We start from the raw sequence: 24,176 nt of genomic DNA, 5'->3' as shown, positions 1-24,176 counted from the left end.
ACCACAGTAGCCAGGTGAGGCTTGCCTGAACCACAGGAGTCCACTATCCGGCTACCCTGAACGATCGTGGACGGGTATCTGGGTTCTTACGCCACGCTGGGCCTGGTCGCGGCGGCCGGCGTGCTCGTCTTCGTGGGGGCGTTCGGCGCCAACAAGCTGCTGCGCCCGGCAGCTCCGGCGCAGCCACCGGGCAAGTACGTGGCGTACGAGAGCGGCGTCGACCCGGTCGGCGGCGACTGGGCCCAGGCCCAGATCCGCTACTACGTCTATGCGTACCTCTATGTGCTCTTCGCCGTGGAGGCGGTTTTTCTCTTCCCCTGGGCCGTCGTTTTCGACCTTCCCGGCTTCGGCTGGGCCACCGTGACCGAGATGGGGGTGTTCGTGGCGGTCCTCGCCCTCGGCATCCTGTACGCGTGGCGCAAAAGGATCCTGACCTGGACCTGAGCCGCCGCGCCCGGGCGTGTCGGGGTGGCGGACTCGCCACGCGCTGTCCGACATGCCAACATTCAGCGCATGGGCCAGCTTCTCCTCTTCATCGTCGTGGCACTGGTCGTGGCCGCGATCGTGTTCGGCGTGACCGTGATGATCGGTGGCGGCGACAGCGCATTGACGCCCGTTGAGCCGGACGGGGCCGCTGTGCCTCTGCCCAGCGACCGGCCGCTCGGTGAACAGGACGTCGCCCGCACCAGGTTCGACACCGCCTGGCGCGGCTATCGCATGTCCCAGGTCGACCAGGCGCTCCAGCGGGCGGCCTACGACATCGGGTACAAGGGCGAGCTCATCGGCGTGCTCGAGGCCGAGGTGGCGGCGCTGCGCGAGGGCCGCACGGCCGATGCCGACGTGCTCCGCAAGGCCCGCGAGGCGGCGATCGCCCCCGCCGAGGCGCCCGTGCCGGCCCAGCCCGATCTCCAGATCGAGGTGAACCCCGTGCCCGTCGATGTGGTCCCGGCCGACGCCACGGCGGCCCCCGCGCCCTCGCAGCCCGAACCGGCGGCCCCGGCGGCCTCGGCAACCTCGCGGACCGAGCCGGCGGAGCCGCGGTGAGCGCGACGGAACCGGTTGACGGGCTCGGCGACGCCGCCCGGCCCGGCTCCGGTGAGGTCACCGCCACGGTGATAGTCAACGCGCCCGCCTCGAAGGTCTTCGCCGCGTTCCTGAACTGGGAGAAGCAGGGCGACTGGATCCCGCTGACCAGGGTCCGGGTCGTCGAGGGCGACGGCGGTGAGGGCAGCCTGGTCGAGGCGGTGACCGCGCTCGGCCCGGCGGCGCTGCGCGACGAGCTGCGGGTGGTCAAGGTCAATCCACCGTACGAGGTACGCGTCGTGCACTGCGGCACGGTGCTGCGGGGGCCCGGCACGATGCGCTGCACGGCCATGTCGGGCGACCGCACCCAGGTCGTGCTGCACGAGTGGTTCCACCTGCCGGCCGGCCCGGTCGGCAAGCTGGCCTGGCCGGTGCTCTGGCCGGGATCGAAGCTCGGCTTCACCGGCGCGCTGAAGAAGTTCGGCCGGCTGGTCGAGGAGGGCCGCCTGCCCTGATTTCTGTCGGACCCCGGCTCTACGGTGGTCGCCATGACAGACACCTCGGCGTTCGGGGCTCCACAGCCCGGTGTGGCCCCGGCCGACCTGCTCGAGGCCGGCCTGGTGGTCGGCGACGACGGGCGGGCCCGCTGCTTCTGGGGCGGCAGCACGCCCGACTACGCCGCCTACCACGACGACGAGTGGGGTCGTCCCGTCCACGGCGACGACAAGCTCTTCGAGCGCATGACCCTCGAGGCGTTCCAGTCCGGCCTGGCCTGGATCACGATTCTGCGCAAACGCCCGGCCTTCCGGGCCGCTTTCGCCGGCTTCTCGATCGAGAAGGTGGCCGCCTTCGGCGAGCACGAGGCGGCCCGCCTGATGACCGACGCCGGCATCGTCCGCAACCGCATGAAGATCGACGCCGCGCTGGCCAACGCCCGCGTCGCGGCCGACCTCCCCGACGGCCTGTCCGCCCTGCTCTGGTCGTACGCGCCTACCCCACGCCCGCCGCGCCCAGCCACCCGCGCCGACGTGCCGGCCAGCACGCCCGAGTCCAAGGCGATGGCCAAAGACCTCAAGAAGCGGGGCTTCCGCTTCGTCGGCCCCACCACGGCGTACGCGTTGATGCAGGCGACCGGCATGGTCGACGACCACGTGGCGGGCTGCTGGGTCCCACCGCTCGCCGCCGACCCAGCCGCGTGAGGCGCTTTCCACACGCGTGAGACGCCCTCACGGTCCCACGGCGACAGGCCTTCCTGGCCGCGTGACGAGTCCTCCGGGCCGCGTGATGAGATGGAGCGCATGGCGCACTGGGCGGTGATCATTCCGGTGGATCGGTGGGCGACCGAGCGGCTCTTCCACCACGACACGGTGACGGTGTCGGGTGGCGCGGGCCCGGTCGAGCCCGACGACGAGGTGCTGCTCGTCGTCGGCGGTGAAGTGGTGGCCCTGACCCAGGCGGTCGAAGCCGACGGCGACGACCTGGTGCTGGCCTACCTGCGGCGCGCCTTCGACGAGCCGGTGCCCGCCGCTGAACTCCGCCTCGACGAGCACGACGTCCGCATCGCGGCGGTCGACCCCGCGGTGTTCCGGCGGCTCGCGGGCGCCATCGGCGGCACGACCGCCGTCGGCGAGAAGAAGACCTGGCTGGTGAGCGTCGCGCTGCCGATCGAGGCGCAGACCCCGGCCGAGGCGGTGCGCCAATTCTGGTCGCACGTGCTCGAGCTGGGCCCGGTCGAGCTGCCGACCTACGTCTGGCCCTCCGGCGACGAACTGGCCATGCAGGCCTTCGTCCTGGGCGAGGAAGCGAATCAGGACCCGGAAGAGGAAGAAGAAGACTGAGCTGAGCTTGCTGGACTGAGCTTGCTGGACTGAGCTGGCTGGTCGCCGCTTCGCGACTCCGGGAATTTCGCCCCACGGGGCCGATGACTTGGGCACCGAAAACGGCCTCGCTTCGCTAACCGTTTTCGGCGCCCAAGTCATCGACGGGCGAAATTCGACTCTGGTCGCGGTCACTTCGACGACTGAGCTGCGGATGCGTGGTCAGAGCGTGGCCGGGCGCCGGAACTGTGGTCGTTCCGGCGCCCGGATCTGTTGGCGGTGCGGGAGCTGGTTGTCGCGATCAGGCCTGGCCGTCCGCCGGGATCGTCAGCCGCCCAGGGAGGTGGCGGCGCTGCGGATGGCGGAGGAGAAGTAGCTGACCTGGGTGTAGACGCCCGGCTTGTTCGGGCGGGCGCAGCCGTCGCCCCAGCTCACGATGCCGACCTGGATCCACGCGTTGGCGGCGTCGCGGCGGAACATCGGGCCGCCGGAGTCGCCCTGGCAGGTGTCGACGCCGCCCGAGGTGTAGCCGGCGCAGATCTCCTCGGCCGCGATCACGTCGCCGCCGTACATGGACGACGAGTTGCAGGTGCTGTCGCTGACGAACGGCACCGTGGCCTTCAGCAGGTAGCGCTGCTGCGCTCCGCCCTCGCGGGCGGCGCCCCAGCCCGAGACCGTGAACGTGCCGGAGTCGTACGCCGTGCTGGTCGCGATGGGCAGGGTAGCGAGCGTCGTCACCGGGCTGGAGAGCCGGATGAACGCCCAGTCGTCACCGTTGCCGTTGTAGCCGGGCGCCCGGTAGGCGTAGTTCGACCTACGGGTGATCCGGCTGCTCGACTGCAGGTCGACGCTGCCCATGGTGGCCGTGATCGACGTGTTGTTGCCGGTGCGGCTCACGCAGTGCGCGGCCGTCAGCACGAGGGTGGGGCTGTAGAGGGCGCCGCCGCAGCCCATCGACAGCCGCACCATGAACGGGAACTCGCCCTGCGCCGCGCGGCTGCCGCCCACCACGGACGGGCCGGCCACGCCGTCGCCCGGCGCGGCCGGTGCTGCCGCGGCGGGCGATGCGGTGGCACCCCACGCCGCCATAGTGAGCGCGGTCAGCGCCGTGCCCACGAAGATCCGCCACTTGACCATTCGGTCCTCCCCACCAACGAGCGCGCCCGGTAGGACGCGTAGGGGAGGAGCGTATGCATCGAGATCTATAGATGGGACGATCCCAAAGCGGTCATACTGCCGGGCCTCGCCTCGGGGGTGAGGTCCGCATGGGGCGAGGCCACGGAGCTATCGGCCTTGGAAGACCGGCTTCTGCTTGGCGACGAACGCCGAGACCGCGGCCTTGTGATCGGCCGTGGCGCCGCAGATGGCCTGGGCCTGTGCCTCGGCCGCGAGCGCGTCCGAGAGCGTGCCCGCGTCCCCGATCGAGAGCTCCCGCTTGATCGCCCCGTAGGCCACCGTCGGCCCGGCCGCGAGCCGCTCGGCCAGCGCCTGCGCCACCGGCAGCACCTGCTCGTCGTCGTCGGTCAACTGCGAGAGCAGGCCCATCTCGTACGCCCGCTCGGCCCGCACCGGCTCGGCCAGCAGCAGCAGTTCGATCGCCCGGGCGTGCCCGACGATCCGCGGCAGCGACCACGAGACGCCGCTGTCGCCGGCCAGCCCCACGTTGGCGAAGGCCATCAGGATGGACGTCTTGGGCCCGCCGATGCGGAAGTCGGCCAGCAGCGCGAACGACGCCCCTGCTCCGGCCGCCGCGCCGCGCACGGCCGCCACTACCGGCTTGGGCATGCTGGCCAGCCGCTGCGCGATCGGGTTGTAGTGCACCCGCACGGTGTCGAGGTCGGTGCGGCCCGATTCGAGCTGTGCCTCGTGCTCGCGCAGGTCCTGCCCGACGCAGAACGCCTTGCCCGCTCCGGCCAGCACGATCGCCCGGCACGACTTGTCGCTCTCGAGCGAGGCCAGCGTGTCGCGCAGCGCCTCTTTGAGGTCGACAGTCAGGGCGTTCATGGCCTCGGGGCGGTTGAGCGTGAGCGTGACGACCGCGCCGGTGCGGTCGACGAGCAGAGACTCAGTTTTCAGCCCGTTCGCGGCTGGCGGGTGGGGCGGTTGGATGGCGGTCATGAGCTGAGAATCCCACACGGTTGCGAGATGCCGACTGCAGGCAGCGCTCCACGTAACGGTCCGCGGCGGGGCGCAAACGCACTGCATGGCGGTCGAAGAAGCCCGCCGCGCTCGCGCCCGGCCAGCGCCGGGGCAGCAGCGACGCCGGCAACTGGGGATCGCGGAACAGGAACGAGCGCCATGCGTGGACGAGCTGGAAGCGGGCCGCATACGCCTCCTCGTCGCTGCTGCGGGCGTTCACCGCGGTGACCACCGGCCGCAGGTCGGCCACGAAGTGCTCGTACGACTGGGCCAGGTCGGGCAGGTTCCAGGCCCGTCCCACCACCTCGGCCGCGCCCGGCGACCCGGCCGCGTGGCTGGCGCTGAACCGTTCGTACCCGATTCCGGCCTCGGCGAGCACGGCGTCGGCCTCTTCGGCGGCCCGGGGCGCGACCCACGCGTGCTCGCCCAGGGCGCCGTAGCCGAGAAAGGCCAGCCGCCCCGCCTCCCGCTTGCCGAGCGAGCCCCGCACCAGGATGAGATCGAACCTTCCGTCCCAGCCGGAGCGGCCGGTCCGGTAGATCCGGGCCGCCGCCTCGTCGAGCCGGCGCGCTGCCTTGGGGGTGAGCACGTAGCCCGGTCCGGAGACCAGCCGCATAGGGTACAGCCAGCCCTGTCGCACCATGCGGGAGATCGCGGTGCGCACCGCGGGCGGCGCGATGCCGAGTGGCGCAAGCAGTCTGACCAGGGCCGCGACCGGTGCGCGTCCGCCCCTGGGGCGTAGATAGTCGCCGTACAGGTCGAAGAGTGCCGACCGCGCCTGCATGACCGCACATTGTGACAGCCCGAAAGGCGATATGCTAGACGCTGTCACATCCGCCCGGGCTGGGTTTGGGTTCGCCGGTGTTCATCAGGGAAAATGTTTGATCGGCACGGTGGGCCGGGTCGCGTCAGCACGCGCAATGGCCCCCGGCCGCCGGTCGGAAACGAGGTACGACGCCGTGTGGGGCTGAGCACACGGCGTAAGAAGTGGCTGTGGGGTAACCCACCGACACCCTGATGTGGGTCTGAGGGGAGACAAGATGGCGGCGATGAAGCCGCGGACGGGCGATGGTCCGCTGGAGGTCACCAAGGAGGGTCGGGGCATCGTCATGCGGGTCCCGCTGGAAGGTGGTGGCCGTCTCGTCGTTGAGATGACTCCGGACGAGGCCAGCGCGCTGGGTGACGCGTTGAAGTCGATCGCCGGCTGACGTTTCACGCGAGCCCGCCGGTACGGTACCGCCCGGACCGGCGGGCTTTCCACGTCTTCGAGAAAGGTCACGCTCTCGTGTATCTGATCCGGCTGACCGACCGACTCGACGACGACCGGACCCGCATCGTGCCGATCGGCGCAACGGGTCCACTGTCGCACGACGGCGGCGAACTCGATGCCGAGATCGCCGAGCTGGCCCCGGCGGGCCTGTCGGCCGGCACAGTGCAGGAATTTCCGCGCCCGTTGCGGCGCCCGGCCAAGGTGCTCCTGGCGCACGTCGGTGCGGGCGACGAGGCGGGCTGGCGAGCGGCCGGAGCAGCGGTGGCCCGGGCGCTGGCCGGTGACGAAGAGGCTCAGGTGCTCCTGGGCGAGGCGGCGTCGGCGGAGGTCGTACGCGGGCTGGCCGAAGGTCTGTGGCTGGGCGGCTACCGTTACCGGGACGCCCGGGAGGAACCCCGGACGGCCGAGGTCGACCTCGTCACCAGCGGTTCCGAGGCGTACGCCGGAAGCCTCACCCAGGCCCAGGTGACGGCCCGGGCGACCTGGCTCGCCCGCGACCTCACCAACACCCCACCCTCGATCAAGAACCCGGACTGGATCGCCGAGGAGGTCAGCGGAGCCGCCGCCAAGCGTCCCGGCGCGAGCGTCCGCGTCCTGGCCGGTGACGAGTTGGCCCGGTTCGGCGGGCTGCGCGCTGTCGGCGGCGGTTCCCGGTTCAAGCCCTGCCTGGTCGAGCTGACCTGGGCGCCCCCGGGCGCGACGACCCACGTGGTGCTGGTCGGCAAGGGCATCACGTTCGACAGCGGCGGCATCTCGATCAAGACCCGCGAGGGCATGAAGCGGATGAAGAACGACATGGCCGGCGCGGCCGCGGTCGCCGCCGCCACGCTGGGCGCGGCCGAGCTCGGCCTGCCCGTCCGCATCACCGCACTGCTGCCGCTGGCCGAGAACGCGGTCAGCGGCGCCGCCTACCGTCCGGGCGACGTGATCACCCATTACGACGGCACCACCAGCGAGTCCACCAACTCGGACGCCGAGGGCCGGCTCGTGCTGGCCGACGCGCTCGGCTACGCGGCCGGGCTCGATCCGGATGTCGTGATCGACCTGGCCACCCTCACCGGGGCGGCCCCGGTGGCCCTCGGACCGAGCATCGCCGCGCTCTACAGCGACAGCGACGAGCTCGCCACGGCTCTGCGGCAGGCCGGCGCCGAGGCCGGTGAGCGGATGTGGCGGATGCCACTCAACGCCGACTACCACGAGCTGCTGCGCAGCGACGTGGCCGACCGGCACAGCTCACCGACGCACGGCGGGGGCATGGCCGCCCTGTTCCTGCGCGATTTCACCGGTCCTTACGCCGACCGCTGGGCTCACCTCGACATCGCCGGCCCGGCCTGGACCGACACCACCGAGGGTGAGCTCACCCGCGGCGGCACCGGGTGGGGCGTGCGGACGTTGCTGCGGTACCTCTCAGCGCTTGACCGCAGCCAGTAGGCCGGCGCCCGAGGGCACCACGGCCGGGATCCACTCCTCGGACTCGCGCACCGCCCGCAGCGTCTCGCGCACGGTCAGCGTGTCGACGTCGCGGGCGGCCGGGTCGCTGATCCGCCCGTTGGCCATCGCGCCGTTGACCAGCAGCACCCCGCCCGGCCGGAGCAGACGCAGCGCGGCGTCGGCGCACGCGCCGAACTCGGTCACGTCGGCGTCGACGAAGACCAGGTCGTAGGCGCCGTCGGCCAGCCGGGGCAGCACGTCGAGGGCGCGGCCGGTGATGATCCGGGTGCGCGACGGCGCGAAGCCGGCCTCGACGAAGATGCGGCGGGCGATCCGCTGGTGCTCGTTCTCGACGTCGATCGTGGTCAGCACGCCGTCGGCACGCATGCCGCGCAGCAGCCAGACGCCGCTGACCCCGGTGCCGGTGCCGATCTCGACCACCGCCTTGGCGCTGCCGGCCGCCGCCAGCAGACGCAGCACCGACCCCGAGGCCGGGCTGACGCTGTCGAGACCGAGCTCGATCGCCAGGCTGCGGGCGGTCTGCAGGACGACGTCCTCGCTGGCGTACGCCTCGGCGAACTGCATGGCCTGGCCCGTCGACGGGCCGAACGAACGGGCTGACGGGACGATGACGAACCTCCGGGCGGTTGGCGGACGACGTGGCAGTGAGCCGCGTACATCGGGTAGAAGACTAGAACGGTGCTCGGCCGGGATGCATCGGGCCGTCTATGCATAAACAGGCCGGGGCGGGGCGTCGTCCGGGATCCGTGTCATCCTGGAGGGGGATCGGGAGGAACTGAGTGGAGGCACCGACGTGACCGACGGCTGGAACGCGCGCTCCGCTCCGCCGCCCACCCCGGGTCAGCCCGTCCCGCCAGGTTCGCCCTGGTGGTCCGACGCGCTCGCTGACCCGTGGCGCGACCCGTGGGCGCCGACGGCCGTGGTCGTCCAGCAGCCGCAGTCGACCGGTGGCCCGCCGCCCGAGCCGGTCGTCGACCCCGACGCGCCCCGTCGCTCGTACACCCCGATCCTGCTCATCTGTCTGATCACCGCCTTGCTCGCGGGCGGTCTGGGCGGAACGCTCGGCTACGTCTTCGCGGTCCGCGGCGGCGTCGCGACCGGCGGCGGCAGCCAGCTGGGGGCCACCGCGCAAGAGCCGCCGGCCGCGGCCAACCGCGCCCCGGAATCGCTGGCCGGCGTGGCCGGGAAGGTGCTCCCCAGCGTGGTCACCGTCCGCGTCACGGGCGCGATCGGCTCCGGCTTCGTGGTCTCCGCGAACGGCTACGTGATCACCAACGACCACGTGGTCGAGGGGGCCGACGACACCATGTCGGTGTCGTTCAGCGACGGCTCCACCGCCCGCGCCGAGCTGGTGGGCCGCGACCCCCAGTCCGACGTCGCTGTGATCAAGGTCGCCAAGAGCGGCCTCACCCCGGTCGCCATCGGCAACTCCGACTCGATCGCCGTCGGCGACCCGGTGCTCGCATTCGGCTCCCCGCTGGCGCTGGTCAACACGGTGACCGCCGGCATCGTCAGCGCGGTCGACCGCACGATCGAGGCCGGCGACGCGGGCACCACCCGCTACTACGCGGCCATCCAGACCGATGCCGCGGTCAACCAGGGCAACTCGGGCGGCCCGCTGGTCAACGCGGCCGGCGAGGTCGTCGGGGTCAACTCGGTGATCCGCTCGGTCGGCGGCACCGAGACCGAGGCCGGCAACATCGGCCTCGCCTTCGCCATCCCGATCAACCAGGCGAAGCGGGTGGCCGGCGACATCATCGACCACGGCAAGGCCCGGCGTACGGTGATCGGCGCCGAGGTGGCCACCGGCGGCACCAGCACGACGGGGGCCCGGCTGCGCTCGGTCGAACCGTCCGGGCCGGCCGGCGGGGCCGGTCTGAAGGCCGGCGACACGGTCACGAAGCTCGACGGGCACCTGCTCGAGGACGGCACCGACCTGATCGCCCTGGTGCGTAAGTACGCGCCGGGCACCACTGTTTCGGTGGAGTACCGTCGCGGAACGAAGACACAGACGGCCTCGGTGACGTTGGCCGCCGACTCCAACTGATCGCTTCGCGGACTGGGAACGGCCATCTCGCGTGCGTAGGCTGGGCGCGGGAACCTGGGAGGCCACATGTTCGAGAACCTGAACTGGTGGGAGATCGGCGCGCTGCTCATGCTGGCGCTGTTGATCTTCGGTGAGCGCCTGCCCAAGGTCATCAGCGACGGCCTGCGGATGCTGCGTGGCCTGCGGGCGATGGCGCAGAACGCGACCACCGACCTCAACCGTGAGCTGGGCACCGACCTTCAGCTGCAGGATCTGCACCCCAAGGCGTTCATCCGCAAGCACCTGCTGAGCGAGGAGGACGAGGCGGCCATCCGCAAGCCGCTCCAGGGCCTGCTCGACGACGTGAAGCAGGACCTCAACGGCGTACGCTCCGACCTCAGCGAGGTTGCCGAGGCCGCCGACATCAAGAACAACCGGTCGACGACCTCGAACTCCACAGCAGTGGCGCCGGCCCAGAAGTTCGACCTGGACGCTACCTGAGCTGCTGGCGTCGCTTCGCTCCGCGGGTGATCGCCAGGGTTAGCGGCGTGCGTTGACTGTCAGGCCCAGCGGCTTGCCGACCAGGGACTCGCGGCGGACGGCCAGCTTGTCGGCCACCGCGGCGAGGGCCTGAGCGGCCGGGGCGTCCGGCGCGGCCAGCACGATCGGGTCGCCGGCGTCGCCCGCCTCGCGCACCCGGGTGTCGAGCGGGATCTGCCCGAGCAGCGGCACCGAGGCGCCCACCGTGGTGGTCAGCGAGTCGGCGACCTTCTGCCCGCCGCCCTCGCCGAAGACCTCCATGCGGGAGCCGTCGGGCAGCTCGAGCCAGGACATGTTCTCGACCACACCGACCAGGCGCTGGTGGGTCTGCATGGCGATCGCGCCGGCCCGCTCGGCCACCTCGGCCGCGGCGGTCTGCGGCGTGGTGACGACCAGGATCTCGGCGTTGGGCAGCAACTGGGCCAGCGAGATGGCCACGTCGCCGGTGCCCGGGGGCAGGTCGAGCAGCAGCACGTCGAGGTCGCCCCAGTAGACGTCGGCCAGGAACTGCTGGAGAGCGCGGTGCAGCATCGGGCCGCGCCACACCACCGCGGCGTTGCCGGCGGTGAACATGCCGATCGAGATCACCTTCACGCCGTGCGACTGCGGCGGCATGATCATGTCTTCGACGCGGGTGGGGCGGCCCTCGACGCCGAGCATGCGGGGCACCGAGTGGCCGTAGATGTCGGCGTCGATGACGCCGACCGACAGGCCCCGCTTGGCCAGGGCGGCGGCCAGGTTGACGGTCACGCTGGACTTGCCGACACCGCCCTTGCCGCTGGCCACCGCGTACACCCTCGTGCGGGAGCCGGGCTGGGCGAAGGGAATGACCGGTTCCGCCGTCGCGCCACCGCCGCGCAGCGTGACCTGAAGGGCCTTGCGCTGTTCCTCGTCCATCACGCCGAAATCGACGCTCACCGACGTGATGCCGGGGATCTGGGTGACGGCGGCGGTGATGTCGTTGTTGAGCTTGTCGCGCAGCGGGCAACCGGCCACGGTGAGCAGCAGCTCGACCCGGACGGTGTTGCCGGTGACGGTGAAACCCTTGACCATGCCGAGGTCGGTGATCGGGCGGCGGATCTCGGGGTCGTCGACCGTGGCCAGCGCGGCCTGGATCGCGTCCTCGATGGTGGAGGCGGGAGCGGACATGAGGCCCATGCTACGTCGGGGCGATCAGTGGTCCTCTTCCCAGTCCTTACGTTCATCGTCCCGATCCGTGCGCGCCCGTCGCTCCCGCCGGTGGGCCGCCTCGTCCAGCTCGTCGGCGAGGCGGGACAGCTCGGAGCGCAGGAAGTCACGGGTTGCGACCTCCCCCATTGCGATCCGCAGGGAGGCGATCTCACGGGCGAGGTATTCGGTGTCCGCCTTCTGCATCGCGGCCCGCCGGCGGTCCTCCTCCATGGCCAGGCGGTCGCGGTCGGTCTGGCGGTTCTGGGCGAGCAGGATCAGCGGCGCCGCGTACGACGCCTGCAACGACAGGATCAAGGTCAGGAACGTGAACGTGTACGGGTCGAAGCGCAGGGCGGCCGGCGCCAGCGTGTTCCAGGCGAACCAGGCGGCGATGACCAGCGTCATCCAGACGATGAACTGGGCCGTGCCCATGTAGCGGGCGATGCTCTCGGACCAGCGGCCGAACGACTCGGGGTCGAAGCGGGGCAGCCGCACCCGGCCCGGCTCGACGGGCTGGTCGAGGCGGCCCAGGGGCTCGCGGCGGGGCTCGGTCACAGGACGACCTCGTCGTTTTCGCTCAGGTCGCGATCACGCCAGTCGCGCGGCAGCGAGTGGTCGAGCACGTCGTCCACGGTCACCGCGCCCACCAGGCGGTTCGTGGAGTCGACGACCGGGATGGCGACCAGGTCGTACGTGGCCATGCGCTTGGTGATCTCGGCCAGCGTGGTCTCGGGGCGCAGCGGCTCGAGGTCGGAGTCGACGAGGCCGCCCACGATCGACGAGGGCGGTTCCCGCAGCAACCGCTGGAAGTGCACCATGCCCAGGTACTTACCCGTCGGGGTGGCCGAGGGCGCGCGAGCGACAAAAACCTGGGCGGCCACCACGGGGGACAGCTCGGGCTCGCGGATGCGGGCCAGCGCCTCGGCCACCGTGGCGTCCGGCGTCATGATCACCGGCTCCGAGGTCATCACACCTCCCGCCGTACCCGGGCGGTAGTCGAGCAGTTGGCGGACCGGGTCGGCCTCGTCCGGCTCCATCAGGTCGAGCAGCACCGTCTGCTCGGCCTTGGGCAGCTCGCCGAGCAGGTCGGCGGCATCGTCCGGGTCCATCCGCTCGAGCACGTCGGCGGCCCGTTCCCGGCCGAGCCGGATCAGGATCTCGACCTGGTCGTGCTCGGGCAGCTCCTCGAGCACGTCGGCCAGCGTCCGGTCGCTCAGCGCCGCGGCGACCTCGTTCCGGCGGGCGTCCGGCAGGTCCTGCAGGGCGTTCGCCATGTCGGCCGGCTTCATCTGCTCGAGCAGCGCCAGCAGATTGGACGTGCCCTGGGTGTCGGTCGGGCCAATCAGCCCGCGCACCCGGTCGTAGTCGGCCTGGAAGACGTGCCCGCGGCGGGCCAGCCGCCCGGTCAGCCCGCGCACGGCGACCCGGGTCACCAGCCACTCGCTGTTGCGGTTGAGATCCATGCCGATGTCGACGACGGTGCTGGTCACGGCCGGTCCGTCGCCGGTCTCGGGCCGTACCGTCACCCGGCGGTCGAGCAGATCCTCCACCACCAGCAGCTCGTTGGGCCGCTTCTCGAACCGCCGCAGGTTGAGCACGCCGCTGGCCAGCACGACCGCCTCGGCGTCCATCGACGTCACCCGCCCGATGGGCAGGAAGATCCGCCGGCGCAACGCCATCTCAGCCACCAGACCGACCACCTGCGGCGGACGATTCGTCGTGCGCAGGCGCACCACGGCGTCGCGCACGCGCCCGACCCGGTCGCCGTTGGGGTCGAACACGGGCAGCCCGGCGAGCCGGGCCAGATAAACCCTCGTCCCCATGGTCACCGGTCCAGCCTAGGTTAGGGTCCGGACATGTCAGGAGTGGCGTACGAGATCGTCGACGTGTTCACCGATCGGCCGTTCGCGGGCAACCCGCTCGCGGTGGTCTACAACGCCACCGACCTGGGCGGCGACCAGATGCACACCCTGGCCCGCGAGTTCAACCTGGCTGAGACCGTTTTCGTGCTTCCGCCGACCGATCCGGCCGCCACCTATCGCGCCCGCATCTTCACACCCGAAACCGAGCTCCCGTTCGCCGGCCACCCCAGCGTCGGCGCAGCGGTGACCTCCGTGCGGCGCGGCCTGTTTCCCCCGGGAGAGGTGGTGCAGGAGTGCGGCGCGGGCCTGCTGCCGATCACGGTGACCGAAGCGGGCGCGGCGACGCTCACCGGCGGAACCCCACGCTTGGGCGACCCCCTCGACCCGGCGCCCCTGCTGCAGTTGGCCGGTCTGACCGACGACGCGTACGCCGAGGGCGCGCCCCGCTCAGCCGGTTGCGGCCTCGACTGGGTCTTTCTTCCCGTACGGCGTGAAGCCCTCGCCGATGTGCGGATCGACCTGCCGGCCGCGGAACGGGCCGGCGTGACCGACCTGTGCGTCTTCTCGTGGTCGGCAGAGACGTCGGAGGCGCACTCCCGGGTCTATGTGCCCGGCGGCGCTGTGCCCGAAGACCCGGCCACCGGCTCGGCCGCGCTCGGCCTGGGTTTGTGGCTGGTCGCATCAGGCCTGCTGCCGCCCGATGGCACCTCGTCCTATCGCGTGCATCAGGGCATCGAGATGAAGCGCCCGTCCCGGCTGGAGTGCACCGTCACCGCCGTCGGCGGGCTCGCGACGTCAGCCACCGTCGCCGGCCACGTCTGCCCGATCGCCAAGGGCGAAATCATCGTGCCGCCCTTCATCGGATAGCCGCCGGCCAGGCATTTTTCGAACCTGCCGGGCCGCCATCCCTAACCCCCACCCGCCTCGGGGAACGGCGAGGACCTTACGCCGTGTCAAGCCGGTGAATCGGGTTGTCCACAGATGCCGCGGAGTTATCCACAGGTTAGCGGCGCTTCACTCTGTGCAGGCGGAACGGGCGGCGGGTCTCGACGCGGGCCGGGGTCTCGCGGGGTTCGGCGGCGCCCGAATCGGCGGGTAGATCGGGCGCCGCGACCGGCGGCGCGTCTTCCACCGGCGTCAGGCGGACGACTGCGCAGCCCGAGGCGGCCCAGCGGTTCGCGACCTCGTCGGCTGTGCCCGAGGCGTTCAGGCGCTTGGCCGCGAGTTGCGGGGCGACCTCGGCCCACTCCTCGCTGCCGGGGGCCAGCCGGGCCACGGCGGCCTCGGTGATCACGATGAGGCCGCCGTTGTCGCCACGCAGTCGCACGGTGGCGCGGGACGCCTCGGCCAGGCCGGGCGCGAACTGCTCGCCCGGGCCGCTGAGCACGATCAGCGTGCCGTCGAGCGGCATCACCCACAGCGCCAGGGCCGGGCCGTCGCCGACGGCGATCCAGGCCAGCGCGGCCTTCTTGAGCGCCTCTTCGAGCACCGCGGAAGTCACCGCGCCATCCTCGCACGACGCGGCGTCGGTGAGGCGACTGTGGCCGCGGTGAGGAGGCGGTCAGGCGGCCGCGCGCTGGTGGGTGCCGGCGATCCGGGAGCGGTCGACCAGCCCGACCAGTTCGGTCAGTGAGCGGACCGTACGCCCGGCGAAGTTGGTGTCGGCGTCGAAGACCAGATGGTTGGCCAGGTCGGGAGCGGCCAGCCGGACCGGGGTCATGCCCACGGCGGCGGCGCCGGTCAGCTCGTGGCTGCCGCCGTCGCCCACGTAGAGGCAGTCTTCCGGAACCACGCCGAGCCGCTCGCACGCGGCGAGGTAGATGCGGGGATCGGGTTTGCAGAAGCCGAGGCGTACGGAGAAGACCGTGGTGTCGAGCAGCGGCGCGACCGGCAGGCTGGGCAGGAACGCGGGCAACTCGTGCGTGCAGTCGCTGATCAGCGCGGTGGCCAGGCCCCGGCGCTTGATTGCGTCGAGTGCGCTCACCGCGTCGTCGCGGAGCCGGGTGTCGGCCTTGAGCGCGTCGACCCGGGCCGGGACGCCCGCCCGCAACTGCTCGGTGCGGGGGCGACCACCGGCCTGTTCGATCACGAACCGTAGGGTGGCCTCGGCGGATCCGTAGCGGCCCCGGGCACGGGCGCGGAACGTGCGGTCGAGCACACCGTTGACCGCCTCGGGATCGGCGCCGAGAGATCGCGCGATTTCCGCATGCTGGGGGCCACGCTGGACAGATCGGGTCAACGTGCCGAAGAAATCGAACACGACCGCACGGTATGCGGGCACGGCGAAACGCCTCCCAGGGCATAGAGGGGGGTGAAAGGGGCGGGAAACCTCGGTGACTGTAACGACAGCATCACTTTCCGTTCAATAGGGGTTCGCAAACTGTGGCGTACCAGTCCGCAAGAAGCGACTGCCAGGGATGAATGAGCGCTCATCGGCTCGTTTGTCAACCGTCCTGGCGCTGCTGGTCGCCGTCCTCGCCGTCTCCTCGTCGGCACCGCTGATCGTCTTCGCGGCCGCTCCGGCCCTGGCCATCGCGTTCTGGCGCAACGCGCTGGCCGCCTTGGCCCTCACCCCCATCACGTACGGGCCCCGGCGCGCCGAGATCGCCGGGGCCTCCCGCCGGGCGAAGGTCTTCGGCGTGCTGGCCGGTGTGGCCCTGGCCGCCCACTTCGCCACGTGGATGCCCAGCGTCCAGCTCGGGTCGGTGGCGACGGCGGCCGCGCTGGTCGCGACCCAGCCGGTGTGGCAGGGCCTGATCGCGGCCGCCCAGGGCCGGCGTCCGTCGACTGCCGGTTGGATCGGCATCGCCTTGGCCGTGGCCGGCGCCGCCTGGGCTACCGGCGCGGACATCGGCGTCTCCCCGCAGGCCGTGTTCGCCGACGTTCTGGCCCTGCTCGGCGGCGTGTTCGCCGCGGTCTACACCGCGCTCGGCGAGCGGGCGCGGGTGGAGCTGCGCACGACCACCTACACCTGGATCTGCTACACCACCTGCGCGGTGATCCTGCTGGTGGTGTGCCTGACGGCCGGCCTCGACCTGACCGGCTACGACGACCACACGTGGGCCGCCATCCTGGCCCTGGTCGTGGGCGCCCAGCTGCTGGGCCACTCGATGTTCAGCTACGCCCTCCAGCAGACGTCGGCCACCACGATCAGCGTCCTGATCCTGCTCGAGGTGCCCGGCGCGGCCCTGCTGGCCTGGCTGTGGCTGGGTCAGGAGCCCCGGCTGGCCGCCCTGCCCGGCCTGGCTCTGCTGCTGGCCGGCGTCGTGGTCTTCATCCTCGGTGCCGCCCGGGCCGCACGTCCCGCGGTCGACCCCGCCCTGCCCGACTGAGCCCTTCCCATTTGCGCGGTTCGGGGCTTTCGGTCGTTGAGCCAGCGGGGCGCGCGCCTGGCGGCAGAAGCCGGTGCCGGGTAGAGAGGGGGAATGCGATGTACAGGTCTCGATTCCGGATCGGCTGTCTCGCCGTGCTGGCGGCGGTCCTCGTGATCGGCGGCTGCGCCGACTCGGCCGGCGAGCAGCCCGCCGACGGCCCCGGCCTGACCGGCGGCTGGAGCACCGCCGGCTGCGAGTTCCTGCGCCTGCCCGAGCAGATGGCCGTCGCCGGCGTGGCCATGCCGGTGACGCCGGCCAAGCTCCAGGCAGCCATGGACCGCATCGACACTGCCGGCCGCGCCGAGTTCGGCGCCAGCTTCGCCGGCCTCGAAGTCGATCAGGAGAACACCCGCGCGATCGTCCACCGCGTCCCGTCGGCGGCCTTCGACGAGTTCATTCGCCGGGCGGCCCAGGACACGTGCATCATCGTGCGCGACGCCCCGTACTCGGCCGTCGACCTCGCGGTCTGGCACGACCGGGTGCTGGCCGACCTCGCCTACTGGACCCACAACGGCATCCGCATCGTCTCGGTCGGCGCCCGCCACGACGGCGCCGGCGTCGAGATCGGCACGCAGGACCTGGCCAAGGCGCGCACCGAGATCCCTGCCCGCTACGGCCCCGAGGCCCCGTTGCTCTTCCTCCAGGAGGCTCCGGTCCGCCCCCTGACCAACCCGACCGCCACCCCGCGCAACGACTGATCCGCCCCGTTCCGCGACGCCGCCGGCGGGGTCGGCTCTTCGGGCGGAACCGTGAGTGAAGGCAGGAATGGCGTCCCTGGCGCTGCCCGGGTGGAAACGGACTGAGAGGATGGCCCGGGGCCTGCGCCACGCCGGCTGCGATGTCCGCCCGGTCTCGCGTACCGGGGAAGGACCGCCGCAGCGAACGTCGGCATCCGGGCCGGAGGTCGTCGGAGAGGTGGAGGGTCCAGGTGGAGGCTGCGGAGGCGCAGGAAGCGCCGGTCACGTTGCGGCTGGACGGCAAGGTTGCCCTGGTCACGGGGGCTGGCAGTCCGGACGGGATCGGTTATGCGACGGCGCGCCGTTTGCGCGACCTCGGCGCGCGGGTGGCGATCGTGTCGACCACCCGGCGCATTCACGAACGGGCGGCGGAGCTGAGCGTCACCGGTTTCGTCGCCGACCTCACCGACGAGGCCGAGGTGGGCGCCCTCGCCGACGCCATCTCCGACCAGCTCGGTGACGTCGAGGTGCTGGTCAACAACGCCGGCCTGACGAGCCGGGCCAACCCCGAGATCCTGCGGCCGGTCGCCCAGCTCACGTACGACGAGTGGAAGTCCGAGATCGACCGGAACCTGAGTACGGCGTTCCTGTGCAGCCGCGCCTTCCAGGGTGGCATGGCCGAGCAGGGGTGGGGTCGCATCGTCAACCTGTCGGCCACGGCCGGCCCGGTCAACGCCCTTCCGACCGAGGCGGCGTACGCGGCGGCCAAGGCCGGCGTCGTCGGCCTGACCCGCGCGCTGGCCATGGAGCTGGTGGCCGACGGCGTCAACGTCAACTGCGTGGCGCCCGGCACGATCTACACGGCCGCCTCCACGGTGACCGAGATCAAGCAGGGTCTGGGCACCCCGATCGGCCGCCCCGGCACCCCCGACGAGGTGGCCGCCGCGATCGCCTTCCTCTGCTCGCCCGCCGCCTCCTACATCACCGGTCAGATGCTGGTGGTCGACGGCGGCAACAGCGTCCGCGAGGCCGAGTTCCGCTGAGCCCGGCGCCGCCTACCCCGAGGGTGAGCGGTTCGGCCAGCCGGCCGAACCGCTCGGGCACTCGGCGCGTGGTTTGTCGCGCGGTCGGCCAGGTGACCGGCCGACCGGCGCCGCGTGCTGGTTACGGGCTGGTGCTGGACGCGCCGACGGCGATGACGCCGATGACCACGTACAAGGCGCAGATCAGCACGTAGATGCTGGTGAAGATGTAGCTGAGCCACAGACCGGCGGTGGCCAGGCCGTCGCCCTGCTCGTGGGTCTGCCGGATCTGCTTCTTGGCGACGTGGCCCATGACGATCCCGGCGGGCGGAAAGACGAACGCGAACACCAGGGCCAGGATCGCCATGGTGTTGGTCGTCGCGACCGGCGCGTAAGGCTGGCCGTAGCCCGGCTGCCCGTACGGCTGCTTGTACGCGTCCTGCCCGAAAGCCGGCGGCGGCTGGCCGTAAGGCTGCCCGCTGGACGGCGCACCGTAGGGCTGGCCGTAAGGCTGCCCGCTGGACGGTTGCGAACCGTACGGCTGCCCGCTGGACGGCTCGGGCGAGTACGGCGTGGTCGGGTCGTACGGCGGCGGCTGCTGTTGCCCGTACGGCTGCTGCGGCTGATATGGATCCGGCGTGCCGCCGGGTGGGTAAGTCATCAAGTCCTCCTCGTTCCCCGGGCACCGTACTAGCCGAGGCGCCGAAGAGAACACGATAGGTGGACGTGTCCGCAGGTTGCGACGGCAATGAGACAGACGCCGCCCGATCTGGCGCCGCTCTCAGGCCAGCTTCGTCAGGCTGCCCACGGCCCGCTCGACGGCCAGGCAACGGTCTTCGACGTAGTCGAGGCCGGCCTCCTCGGCGATCTGCCGTGCCTCGGCCGAGACGATGCCGCTCTGCAGCCACACCGCCGGCGCCTTGATCGCGACCGCCTGCCGCACCACCTCGATCGCGTCGTGCGCGGGCCGGAACACGTTGACCAGGTCGACCGGCTCGTCGAGGTCGGCCAGCGTCGGGACCGTCCTGACCCCGAAGACCTCGTCGACGAACGGGTTGACCGGAATGATCCGCCAGCCGTGCCGCAGCATCTGGAGCGGAACCGTGTGGGCCGGCTTGAACGGGTCGCGTGACGCGCCGACCACGGCGATGACGTTCGCCTCGGCCAGGATCTGCTGTGCATCCCTCATGCGATCGACTGTAGTCACAGCAAGGTCAGTTGCCGGTCGTCCCGCACCTCCGGACTGGTTTCGGGCACCGGATCGATCGCCCGGGCCTCGCCGGGCCCGGCGCGGTGCAGGCCGTGTCGCCGGGCCGCCATGCGCACCCGGGCGGTGACCTCACGCTGGTAGGCCTGTGGCGCGTAGGACCCGTTGCCGTACAGCTCGCGGTAGCGCGGCGCCAGCTCGGGGCGGGTGCTCGTCAGCCAGGCCGCATACCATTCCCGCGCGCCGGGGCGCAGGTGCAGCGGAAGCGGGGTCACGCTGGTGGCGCCGGCCGCCGCGATGGCCGCGACCGTCTGATCGATCGACTCGTCGGAGTCGGTGAGGCCGGGCAGGATCGGCGCCATCAGCACGCTGACCTCGAAACCGGCGTCGGTGAGCCGGCGCACCGCGTCGAGCCGGCGGCGCGGGCTGGGGGTGCCGGATTCGACCGCCCGCCAGACCTGCTCGTCGACGAAGCCGACCGAGAACGAGAGCCCGACCCGGGTGACCTCGGCCGCCTGGGTGAGCAGATCGAGGTCGCGCAGAATCAGCGTGCCCTTGGTGAGGATCGAAAACGGATTGGCGTGGTCACGCAGGGCGGCCAGGATCTCGGGCATCAACCGGTAGCGGCCCTCGGCGCGCTGGTAGACGTCGACATTGGTGCCCATGGCGATCGGCGCGCCGGACCACCGCGGGGCCGCCAGCTCACGGCGGATCAGCTCGCCCGCGTTGACCTTGACGACGATCTTGCTGTCGAAGTCGTGGCCGGTGTCGAGGTCGAGGTAGCTGTGCGTGTGGCGGGCGAAGCAGTTGTGGCTGACCACGCCGTCGGCGATGAAGTCGCCCGTGCCGGTGGAGATGTCGAACAGCGGCAGGGTGAGGCCGAGATCCTCGATGTCGACCACAGCCAGCTGCCGCCCGGCGCGCACGCCGACCCCGGAAGCGTCGAGCGGAGCCCCTACGACGCCGGTGAGGTGCCGGAAGCGTAGAGCCGCCCACAGGTCGCGATCGATCTCGACCGTGCCCGTGCCCGTGCCCCCGCTGCCGCGCACCCGCACCGGGGTGCGGCTGGGCAGGCCGAGGTGGGTGAGCGCCTCGGTCACCCGCGCCAGGAAGAGCCGGTCGGGGCCGGTGAAGCTGACCGCCAGCCGGTCGGCCCGGCCGACCGAGCCGAACGCGCCGGCCAGGAAGCCCCTGTACCAGTCGGAAGTGGGCAGCTCGGGCCAGCGCAGGGCCTCCTGGAGGGGAACGTCATGCAGGTAGCCGTCGGCGCGCGCCCAGGCGTCGCCGGTGCGGGCCGGCCCGTCGGCGGTGTCACCACGGAACGCCTCGCCGCGCATGAGGCCGGCGTCGCCCCGGACCAGCCCGCAGAGGAAGCCGGCCTGATAGTCGGGCGACTCTTTCGGCGGCTCGGCGAAGTGGCCGACCCCGAACATCAGGTCGCCCACGGCCAGCGCGGGCTGGTGGGCCTCGGCCGGGCTGACGTGCCGCCAGCCGCGGTCGGTGAGGAACCGGTGGTCGCCGCTGGACACCAGGCGCGTGCCGTCGGCCAGGGTGACGCGGAAGGCGGCCTTCGTGGTCGACCAGTGGTCGAGCACCGTGGTGGGGACGTAGCGGCGGGTGGAGCCGGCGCCCATCGTGCCCATGACCGCGTCACCCGGGCGCAGGTCGGCCAGCCGCCGGGTGGCGCCGTCGGGGAGCAGGATCGGCGTGTCACCGGAGAGGCAGTAGGCGCAGGCGTGGGAGCAGCCCCGATAGGGATTGATCGTCCACTCGAAGGGCACGCGGGACGCGCCGGGCACACGGTTGATCAGGCTCTTGGCCTGGATCTCGTAGAACGTCATGCCGGCGAAGCCGGGCGTGTCGAACGTGCGGACAGCGGCGCCGGGCAGCGCCAACGGCAGGGGTGGTGCCGCCGGCGCTGCCCTGTCGAGGAGCGAGTCGCCGTCGGTCGGGGCCGACAGGTTGGACCATCGCATGGCAGGGATTCGAACACATGTTCGAGCCGCTTGTCCAGTCAGCTTCCCGCGTGTCGCCGGTGCCGCGCCGCGGGCACGAGAAGGCCCGCGAACCGAACCGGTTCGCGGGCCTGACGAGGGATGACGGGCGCGGTCAGTGGCTGTGGGCGGCCAGCTGCTGACGGACGTCGTCCATGTCCAGCTTCTCGACCTGCTCGATCAGGTTCTCCAGGGCGGACTCGGGAAGAGCGCCCGGCTGGGAGAAGACGATCACGCCGTCGCGGATCGCCATGATCGTGGGGATCGAGCGGATGTCGAACTTCGCGGCGAGCGCCTGCTCGGCCTCGGTGTCGACCTTGCCGAAGGTGATGTCGGTGTGCTTCTCGGAAGACCGCTCGTAGGTCGGAGCGAAGCGGACGCACGGCCCGCACCAGCTCGCCCAGAAGTCGACCAGGACGATGCCGTCCTTGCCGGTGACCTCGTCGAAGTTCTCAGCGGTCAGCGCAGTCGTCGCCATGATGTCTCCGTCCACGGGAATTTGGCATTCGTGCGGTGAAACCCATCCTTCATGCCTGCCATTCCCGATGCGAGCCCGGACGACACGTGGTCTGGAGCACCAATCGGGACGGGGTGTGGGGTTTGGGCAACTCATCGTAACGATTAGTGAAGAGAGCGCTCAACGTTACGAGTCAAGTTGTGACGCCCGTTTTGCGGTTGGTGCTCCGGACATGGCGTGAATGATCGCCCGTTCACGCCGCTGACCTCGGAGATCACGATCGCCGTACGTAATAGGAAGGATTGTTAAATGTGATCCGTGTCACAAGCGAGTTTCCTTCACATCGATACGCAGGGTAAGGCAGACTCTGCCGTATCAAAGCGTGGGCGGCGGGTGCCGGGGAGGGCCCCGCCGCTCATTGCGTCTCCACCCGATTCCGCGCCCGGTGCGCCCGGTTGGGTAGCGTAACCGCCCATGATTGCCGCCGAGGACGAGTCCGCCGAGGTCGGATTGGGCCCCTGGGCGGGCGACCGGCCCGACGACCCCCGCTACGACCCTGAGCTGCTGGCCGCCGGCGATCGGCGCAATGTCGTCGACCGTTACCGCTACTGGCGCCGCGAGGCCGTCGTCGCCGATCTGGACACTCGCCGGCACGACTTCCATGTGGCCATCGAGAACTGGCAGCACGACTTCAACATCGGCACAGTGGTGCGCAACGCCAACGCCTTTCTCGCCGCCGAGGTGCACATCGTCGGGCTGCGGCGGTGGAACCGGCGCGGCGCCATGGTCACCGACCGTTACCAGCACGTCCGCCACCACCCCACCATCGAAGAGTTCGTCGCCTGGGCGGCCGAGGCGGACCTGCCGGTGATCGGCATCGACAACCTGCCGGGCTCGCGGCCGATGGAGACCGTCACCCTTCCGAGGCGCTGCGTCCTGCTCTTCGGCCAGGAGGGTCCAGGCCTGTCGGAGCCGGCCCGTGTGGCCTGTGCCGAACTGTTCTCGATCGCCCAGTACGGCTCGACCCGCTCGATCAACGCCGGGGTCGCCAGCGGCATCGCCATGCACGCCTGGATTCGCGCGCACGCGGGACCCCCGCCCGGGTGAATCTCGCTGATGGGCCCGGGTTCTGCGGATCCGCTTGACGCGGCCTGCCGTGGGCCGCACGGTAGGAGGCGTGGGTGTCACAGTGAGTTGCCCCAGATGCGGTGCACAGGTGCGCAAGCCCGACCTGATGCACACGGACTGGCGCTGCGACAACTGTGGTGAGGTCCCGCCCTTCCACGTGGCGGAGCACATCAACACCGACATCATCGACAGCATGTTGCGCCGGCAGGCCGGCTCGGCCGAGAAGACCCCGTTCTGGTGTCCATGGCCGTTGCCCCCCGGTTGGATGGTCACCGGCGTGGGCTGGGCGGGCGACGACCGTACGGGCGTGCGCGCCACCGCGCTCGCCTGCAGCGGCCCCGATCCGCTCGGCGGTGGCCCGGCCGACGTCGTGCTGATCGCCGAGCAACCGGGCGTCGGGCTGGGCACCAGATTCGGCGGTATTCCGAGCATCGACCCAGGTCACCTCATTGCCGAGGCCCTCGCCGCAGGGAACGGACACCCTGGACCACACGCCAAGATCCGAGCCGGCGGACATCCCACTCCACTGTGGTGTGTCAAGTCGCCGGAAGATCGAAGCGCGTACGTGAGTGAGGCGAAAGGAATGTGGCTCTATGCGGTAGCGTGGCCGGCAAGCGCGGGCTACTTCCTCGCGGAGCACGTCGTCCTGCACGACCTCTGTGAGGGGGTTCCGTCCGAGCTGGTGTACGGAGCGCCGTCGCCGTACCTGCAGGGCAAGGCCAGTCAAGTTGGCCCTTGACCTGCGGATATGGAATCGGCTTTTCGGCCACATTGTTCACACGGAGCTACGAAGCTGATACCGTCAGTACTGCCGCGGCGCTGACCGTCACCCGCACCCACAGGAGAAGGCCCGCCATGATCAAGAAGGTTCTGACCTGGCTTGGTATCGCGTTCTTGATCTTTTTCATCGCCTTCAACCCCAACTCGGCGGCATCGGTTTTCGAGTCCCTCGGGGGCACGATCGCCGATATTGCCCGGGGCTTCGGCACGTTCTTCACGAACCTGGTCGCTTAGCATC

The 24,176-nt window shown here is 71.1% G+C and carries 29 protein-coding genes; 16 read left to right on the top strand and 13 right to left on the bottom strand.

The features are described 5' to 3' along the window. Nucleotides 1-66: 66 nt before the first annotated feature. The 5 genes from LXN57_RS06270 to LXN57_RS06250 all read left to right on the top strand — a co-directional run bounded on the left by LXN57_RS06270 (nucleotide 67) and on the right by LXN57_RS06250 (nucleotide 2,861). Nucleotides 67-444 (top strand): NADH-quinone oxidoreductase subunit A, encoded by a 378-nt coding sequence (locus tag LXN57_RS06270; protein WP_251797067.1) that lies wholly within the window; start codon nucleotides 67-69, stop codon nucleotides 442-444. A 69-nt stretch (nucleotides 445-513) separates the two neighbouring features. Continuing rightward, nucleotides 514-1,044 (top strand): DivIVA domain-containing protein, encoded by a 531-nt coding sequence (locus LXN57_RS06265; RefSeq protein ID WP_251797066.1) that lies wholly within the window; start codon nucleotides 514-516, stop codon nucleotides 1,042-1,044. After that, nucleotides 1,041-1,538: an SRPBCC family protein gene (locus LXN57_RS06260; protein WP_251797065.1), complete on the top strand. Its 498-nt coding sequence runs from the start codon at nucleotides 1,041-1,043 to the stop codon at nucleotides 1,536-1,538. Before LXN57_RS06265 ends, LXN57_RS06260 begins: the two co-directional genes overlap by 4 nt. A 105-nt stretch (nucleotides 1,539-1,643) precedes the next feature. Beyond that, a complete protein-coding gene (locus LXN57_RS06255) occupies nucleotides 1,644-2,222 on the top strand; it encodes a DNA-3-methyladenine glycosylase I (RefSeq protein WP_251797315.1) in 579 nt (192 codons plus the stop codon). 99 nt (nucleotides 2,223-2,321) lie between these two features. Further along, on the top strand, nucleotides 2,322-2,861 hold the full coding sequence (locus LXN57_RS06250) for a hypothetical protein (protein ID WP_251797064.1): 540 nt from the start codon (nucleotides 2,322-2,324) through the stop codon (nucleotides 2,859-2,861). A 306-nt stretch (nucleotides 2,862-3,167) separates the two neighbouring features. Here the strand turns inward: LXN57_RS06250 and LXN57_RS06245 are convergent, their stop codons facing one another. From LXN57_RS06245 to LXN57_RS06235, 3 genes are all read right to left on the bottom strand, one after another. Continuing rightward, nucleotides 3,168-3,977 (bottom strand): S1 family peptidase, encoded by an 810-nt coding sequence (locus tag LXN57_RS06245; RefSeq protein ID WP_251797063.1) that lies wholly within the window; start codon nucleotides 3,975-3,977, stop codon nucleotides 3,168-3,170. A 147-nt stretch (nucleotides 3,978-4,124) separates the two neighbouring features. Continuing rightward, nucleotides 4,125-4,958, bottom strand: coding sequence for an enoyl-CoA hydratase-related protein (locus LXN57_RS06240; RefSeq protein ID WP_251797062.1), 834 nt, complete (start codon nucleotides 4,956-4,958; stop codon nucleotides 4,125-4,127). Further along, the gene (locus LXN57_RS06235) at nucleotides 4,906-5,763 is read right to left on the bottom strand and encodes a PaaX family transcriptional regulator (RefSeq protein ID WP_251797061.1); all 858 of its coding nucleotides are present in this window, start codon (nucleotides 5,761-5,763) and stop codon (nucleotides 4,906-4,908) included. Before LXN57_RS06235 ends, LXN57_RS06240 begins: the two co-directional genes overlap by 53 nt. Before the next feature lie 256 nt (nucleotides 5,764-6,019). Here LXN57_RS06235 and LXN57_RS06230 point away from each other — a divergent pair, with 256 nt between their 5' ends. Further along, a complete protein-coding gene (locus LXN57_RS06230) occupies nucleotides 6,020-6,187 on the top strand; it encodes a DUF3117 domain-containing protein (protein WP_014694782.1) in 168 nt (55 codons plus the stop codon). Between the two features lie 77 nt (nucleotides 6,188-6,264). Then, nucleotides 6,265-7,680, top strand: coding sequence for a leucyl aminopeptidase family protein (locus LXN57_RS06225; protein WP_251797060.1), 1,416 nt, complete (start codon nucleotides 6,265-6,267; stop codon nucleotides 7,678-7,680). Here the strand turns inward: LXN57_RS06225 and LXN57_RS06220 are convergent. Then, nucleotides 7,657-8,265 carry an O-methyltransferase gene (locus LXN57_RS06220; RefSeq protein ID WP_221378531.1) on the bottom strand — a complete coding sequence of 203 codons (609 nt, stop codon included), beginning with the start codon at nucleotides 8,263-8,265 and terminating at the stop codon, nucleotides 7,657-7,659. The two genes, LXN57_RS06225 and LXN57_RS06220, sit on opposite strands and share 24 nt — an antisense overlap. A 229-nt stretch (nucleotides 8,266-8,494) precedes the next feature. Between LXN57_RS06220 and LXN57_RS06215 the strand changes: the two genes are divergently transcribed. Beyond that, entirely contained in the window at nucleotides 8,495-9,748 is a 1,254-nt protein-coding gene (locus LXN57_RS06215; protein ID WP_251797059.1) for a S1C family serine protease, read from the top strand. A 66-nt stretch (nucleotides 9,749-9,814) separates the two neighbouring features. Further along, on the top strand, nucleotides 9,815-10,228 hold the full coding sequence (locus LXN57_RS06210) for a twin-arginine translocase TatA/TatE family subunit (RefSeq protein ID WP_251797058.1): 414 nt from the start codon (nucleotides 9,815-9,817) through the stop codon (nucleotides 10,226-10,228). A gap of 39 nt (nucleotides 10,229-10,267) precedes the next feature. Here LXN57_RS06210 and LXN57_RS06205 read toward each other — a convergent pair whose 3' ends face one another. The 3 genes from LXN57_RS06205 to LXN57_RS06195 are packed head-to-tail and all read right to left on the bottom strand — an operon-like array spanning nucleotide 10,268 to nucleotide 13,266. Beyond that, nucleotides 10,268-11,416, bottom strand: a complete 1,149-nt coding sequence (locus tag LXN57_RS06205) for an Mrp/NBP35 family ATP-binding protein (RefSeq protein WP_251797057.1) — start codon at nucleotides 11,414-11,416, stop codon at nucleotides 10,268-10,270. A 24-nt stretch (nucleotides 11,417-11,440) separates the two neighbouring features. Further along, a complete protein-coding gene (locus LXN57_RS06200) occupies nucleotides 11,441-11,992 on the bottom strand; it encodes a DUF1003 domain-containing protein (RefSeq protein ID WP_251797056.1) in 552 nt (183 codons plus the stop codon). Next, nucleotides 11,989-13,266, bottom strand: coding sequence for a magnesium transporter MgtE N-terminal domain-containing protein (locus LXN57_RS06195; protein WP_251797055.1), 1,278 nt, complete (start codon nucleotides 13,264-13,266; stop codon nucleotides 11,989-11,991). The genes LXN57_RS06200 and LXN57_RS06195 overlap by 4 nt, the downstream gene beginning before the upstream one ends. Before the next feature lie 27 nt (nucleotides 13,267-13,293). Here LXN57_RS06195 and LXN57_RS06190 point away from each other — a divergent pair, with 27 nt between their 5' ends. Next, nucleotides 13,294-14,166: a PhzF family phenazine biosynthesis protein gene (locus LXN57_RS06190; protein WP_251797054.1), complete on the top strand. Its 873-nt coding sequence runs from the start codon at nucleotides 13,294-13,296 to the stop codon at nucleotides 14,164-14,166. Between the two features lie 136 nt (nucleotides 14,167-14,302). On the opposite strand, the gene LXN57_RS06185 is transcribed toward LXN57_RS06190, so the two are convergent. Both LXN57_RS06185 and LXN57_RS06180 read right to left on the bottom strand, forming a co-directional pair. Further along, nucleotides 14,303-14,800 carry a hypothetical protein gene (locus LXN57_RS06185; RefSeq protein WP_251797053.1) on the bottom strand — a complete coding sequence of 166 codons (498 nt, stop codon included), beginning with the start codon at nucleotides 14,798-14,800 and terminating at the stop codon, nucleotides 14,303-14,305. A gap of 60 nt (nucleotides 14,801-14,860) precedes the next feature. After that, nucleotides 14,861-15,580 (bottom strand): HAD family hydrolase, encoded by a 720-nt coding sequence (locus tag LXN57_RS06180; protein WP_251797052.1) that lies wholly within the window; start codon nucleotides 15,578-15,580, stop codon nucleotides 14,861-14,863. Between the two features lie 136 nt (nucleotides 15,581-15,716). Between LXN57_RS06180 and LXN57_RS06175 the strand changes: the two genes are divergently transcribed. The 3 genes from LXN57_RS06175 (at nucleotide 15,717) to LXN57_RS06165 (ending at nucleotide 18,393) form a co-directional block, all read left to right on the top strand. Then, nucleotides 15,717-16,631: a DMT family transporter gene (locus LXN57_RS06175; RefSeq protein WP_251797051.1), complete on the top strand. Its 915-nt coding sequence runs from the start codon at nucleotides 15,717-15,719 to the stop codon at nucleotides 16,629-16,631. Between the two features lie 98 nt (nucleotides 16,632-16,729). Beyond that, nucleotides 16,730-17,371, top strand: coding sequence for a hypothetical protein (locus tag LXN57_RS06170; RefSeq protein WP_251797050.1), 642 nt, complete (start codon nucleotides 16,730-16,732; stop codon nucleotides 17,369-17,371). Nucleotides 17,372-17,511: 140 nt separating this feature from the next. Beyond that, nucleotides 17,512-18,393 carry an SDR family NAD(P)-dependent oxidoreductase gene (locus LXN57_RS06165; protein WP_438872835.1) on the top strand — a complete coding sequence of 294 codons (882 nt, stop codon included), beginning with the start codon at nucleotides 17,512-17,514 and terminating at the stop codon, nucleotides 18,391-18,393. A 121-nt stretch (nucleotides 18,394-18,514) separates the two neighbouring features. On the opposite strand, the gene LXN57_RS06160 is transcribed toward LXN57_RS06165, so the two are convergent. The 4 genes from LXN57_RS06160 to trxA form a co-directional block, all read right to left on the bottom strand. Continuing rightward, on the bottom strand, nucleotides 18,515-19,033 hold the full coding sequence (locus tag LXN57_RS06160; RefSeq protein WP_251797049.1) for a DUF4190 domain-containing protein: 519 nt from the start codon (nucleotides 19,031-19,033) through the stop codon (nucleotides 18,515-18,517). Nucleotides 19,034-19,153: 120 nt separating this feature from the next. Beyond that, complete coding sequence (locus LXN57_RS06155; RefSeq protein ID WP_221378544.1) at nucleotides 19,154-19,561, bottom strand: CoA-binding protein; 408 nt, start codon at nucleotides 19,559-19,561, stop codon at nucleotides 19,154-19,156. A gap of 14 nt (nucleotides 19,562-19,575) precedes the next feature. Further along, the gene (locus LXN57_RS06150) at nucleotides 19,576-21,555 is read right to left on the bottom strand and encodes an intein-containing Rv2578c family radical SAM protein (RefSeq protein ID WP_251797048.1); all 1,980 of its coding nucleotides are present in this window, start codon (nucleotides 21,553-21,555) and stop codon (nucleotides 19,576-19,578) included. 133 nt (nucleotides 21,556-21,688) lie between these two features. Beyond that, nucleotides 21,689-22,051: a thioredoxin gene (gene trxA, locus LXN57_RS06145; protein WP_251797047.1), complete on the bottom strand. Its 363-nt coding sequence runs from the start codon at nucleotides 22,049-22,051 to the stop codon at nucleotides 21,689-21,691. Nucleotides 22,052-22,504: 453 nt separating this feature from the next. Here trxA and LXN57_RS06140 point away from each other — a divergent pair, with 453 nt between their 5' ends. The 3 genes from LXN57_RS06140 to LXN57_RS06130 all read left to right on the top strand — a co-directional run bounded on the left by LXN57_RS06140 (nucleotide 22,505) and on the right by LXN57_RS06130 (nucleotide 24,172). Further along, nucleotides 22,505-23,137, top strand: a complete 633-nt coding sequence (locus LXN57_RS06140; RefSeq protein WP_251797046.1) for a TrmH family RNA methyltransferase — start codon at nucleotides 22,505-22,507, stop codon at nucleotides 23,135-23,137. Nucleotides 23,138-23,186: 49 nt separating this feature from the next. Continuing rightward, nucleotides 23,187-23,897, top strand: coding sequence for a DUF6758 family protein (locus tag LXN57_RS06135; protein WP_322112170.1), 711 nt, complete (start codon nucleotides 23,187-23,189; stop codon nucleotides 23,895-23,897). Nucleotides 23,898-24,013: 116 nt separating this feature from the next. Continuing rightward, nucleotides 24,014-24,172 carry a hypothetical protein gene (locus tag LXN57_RS06130; RefSeq protein ID WP_166661190.1) on the top strand — a complete coding sequence of 53 codons (159 nt, stop codon included), beginning with the start codon at nucleotides 24,014-24,016 and terminating at the stop codon, nucleotides 24,170-24,172. Nucleotides 24,173-24,176: the final 4 nt, after the last annotated feature.

This window comes from Paractinoplanes hotanensis, assembly GCF_023717965.1.
Taxonomy (GTDB): Bacteria; Actinomycetota; Actinomycetes; order Mycobacteriales; family Micromonosporaceae; genus Actinoplanes; species Actinoplanes polyasparticus.
The sequence above is the reverse complement of the archived record's forward strand: the minus strand, read 5'-3'. Positions and strand labels throughout refer to the sequence as shown.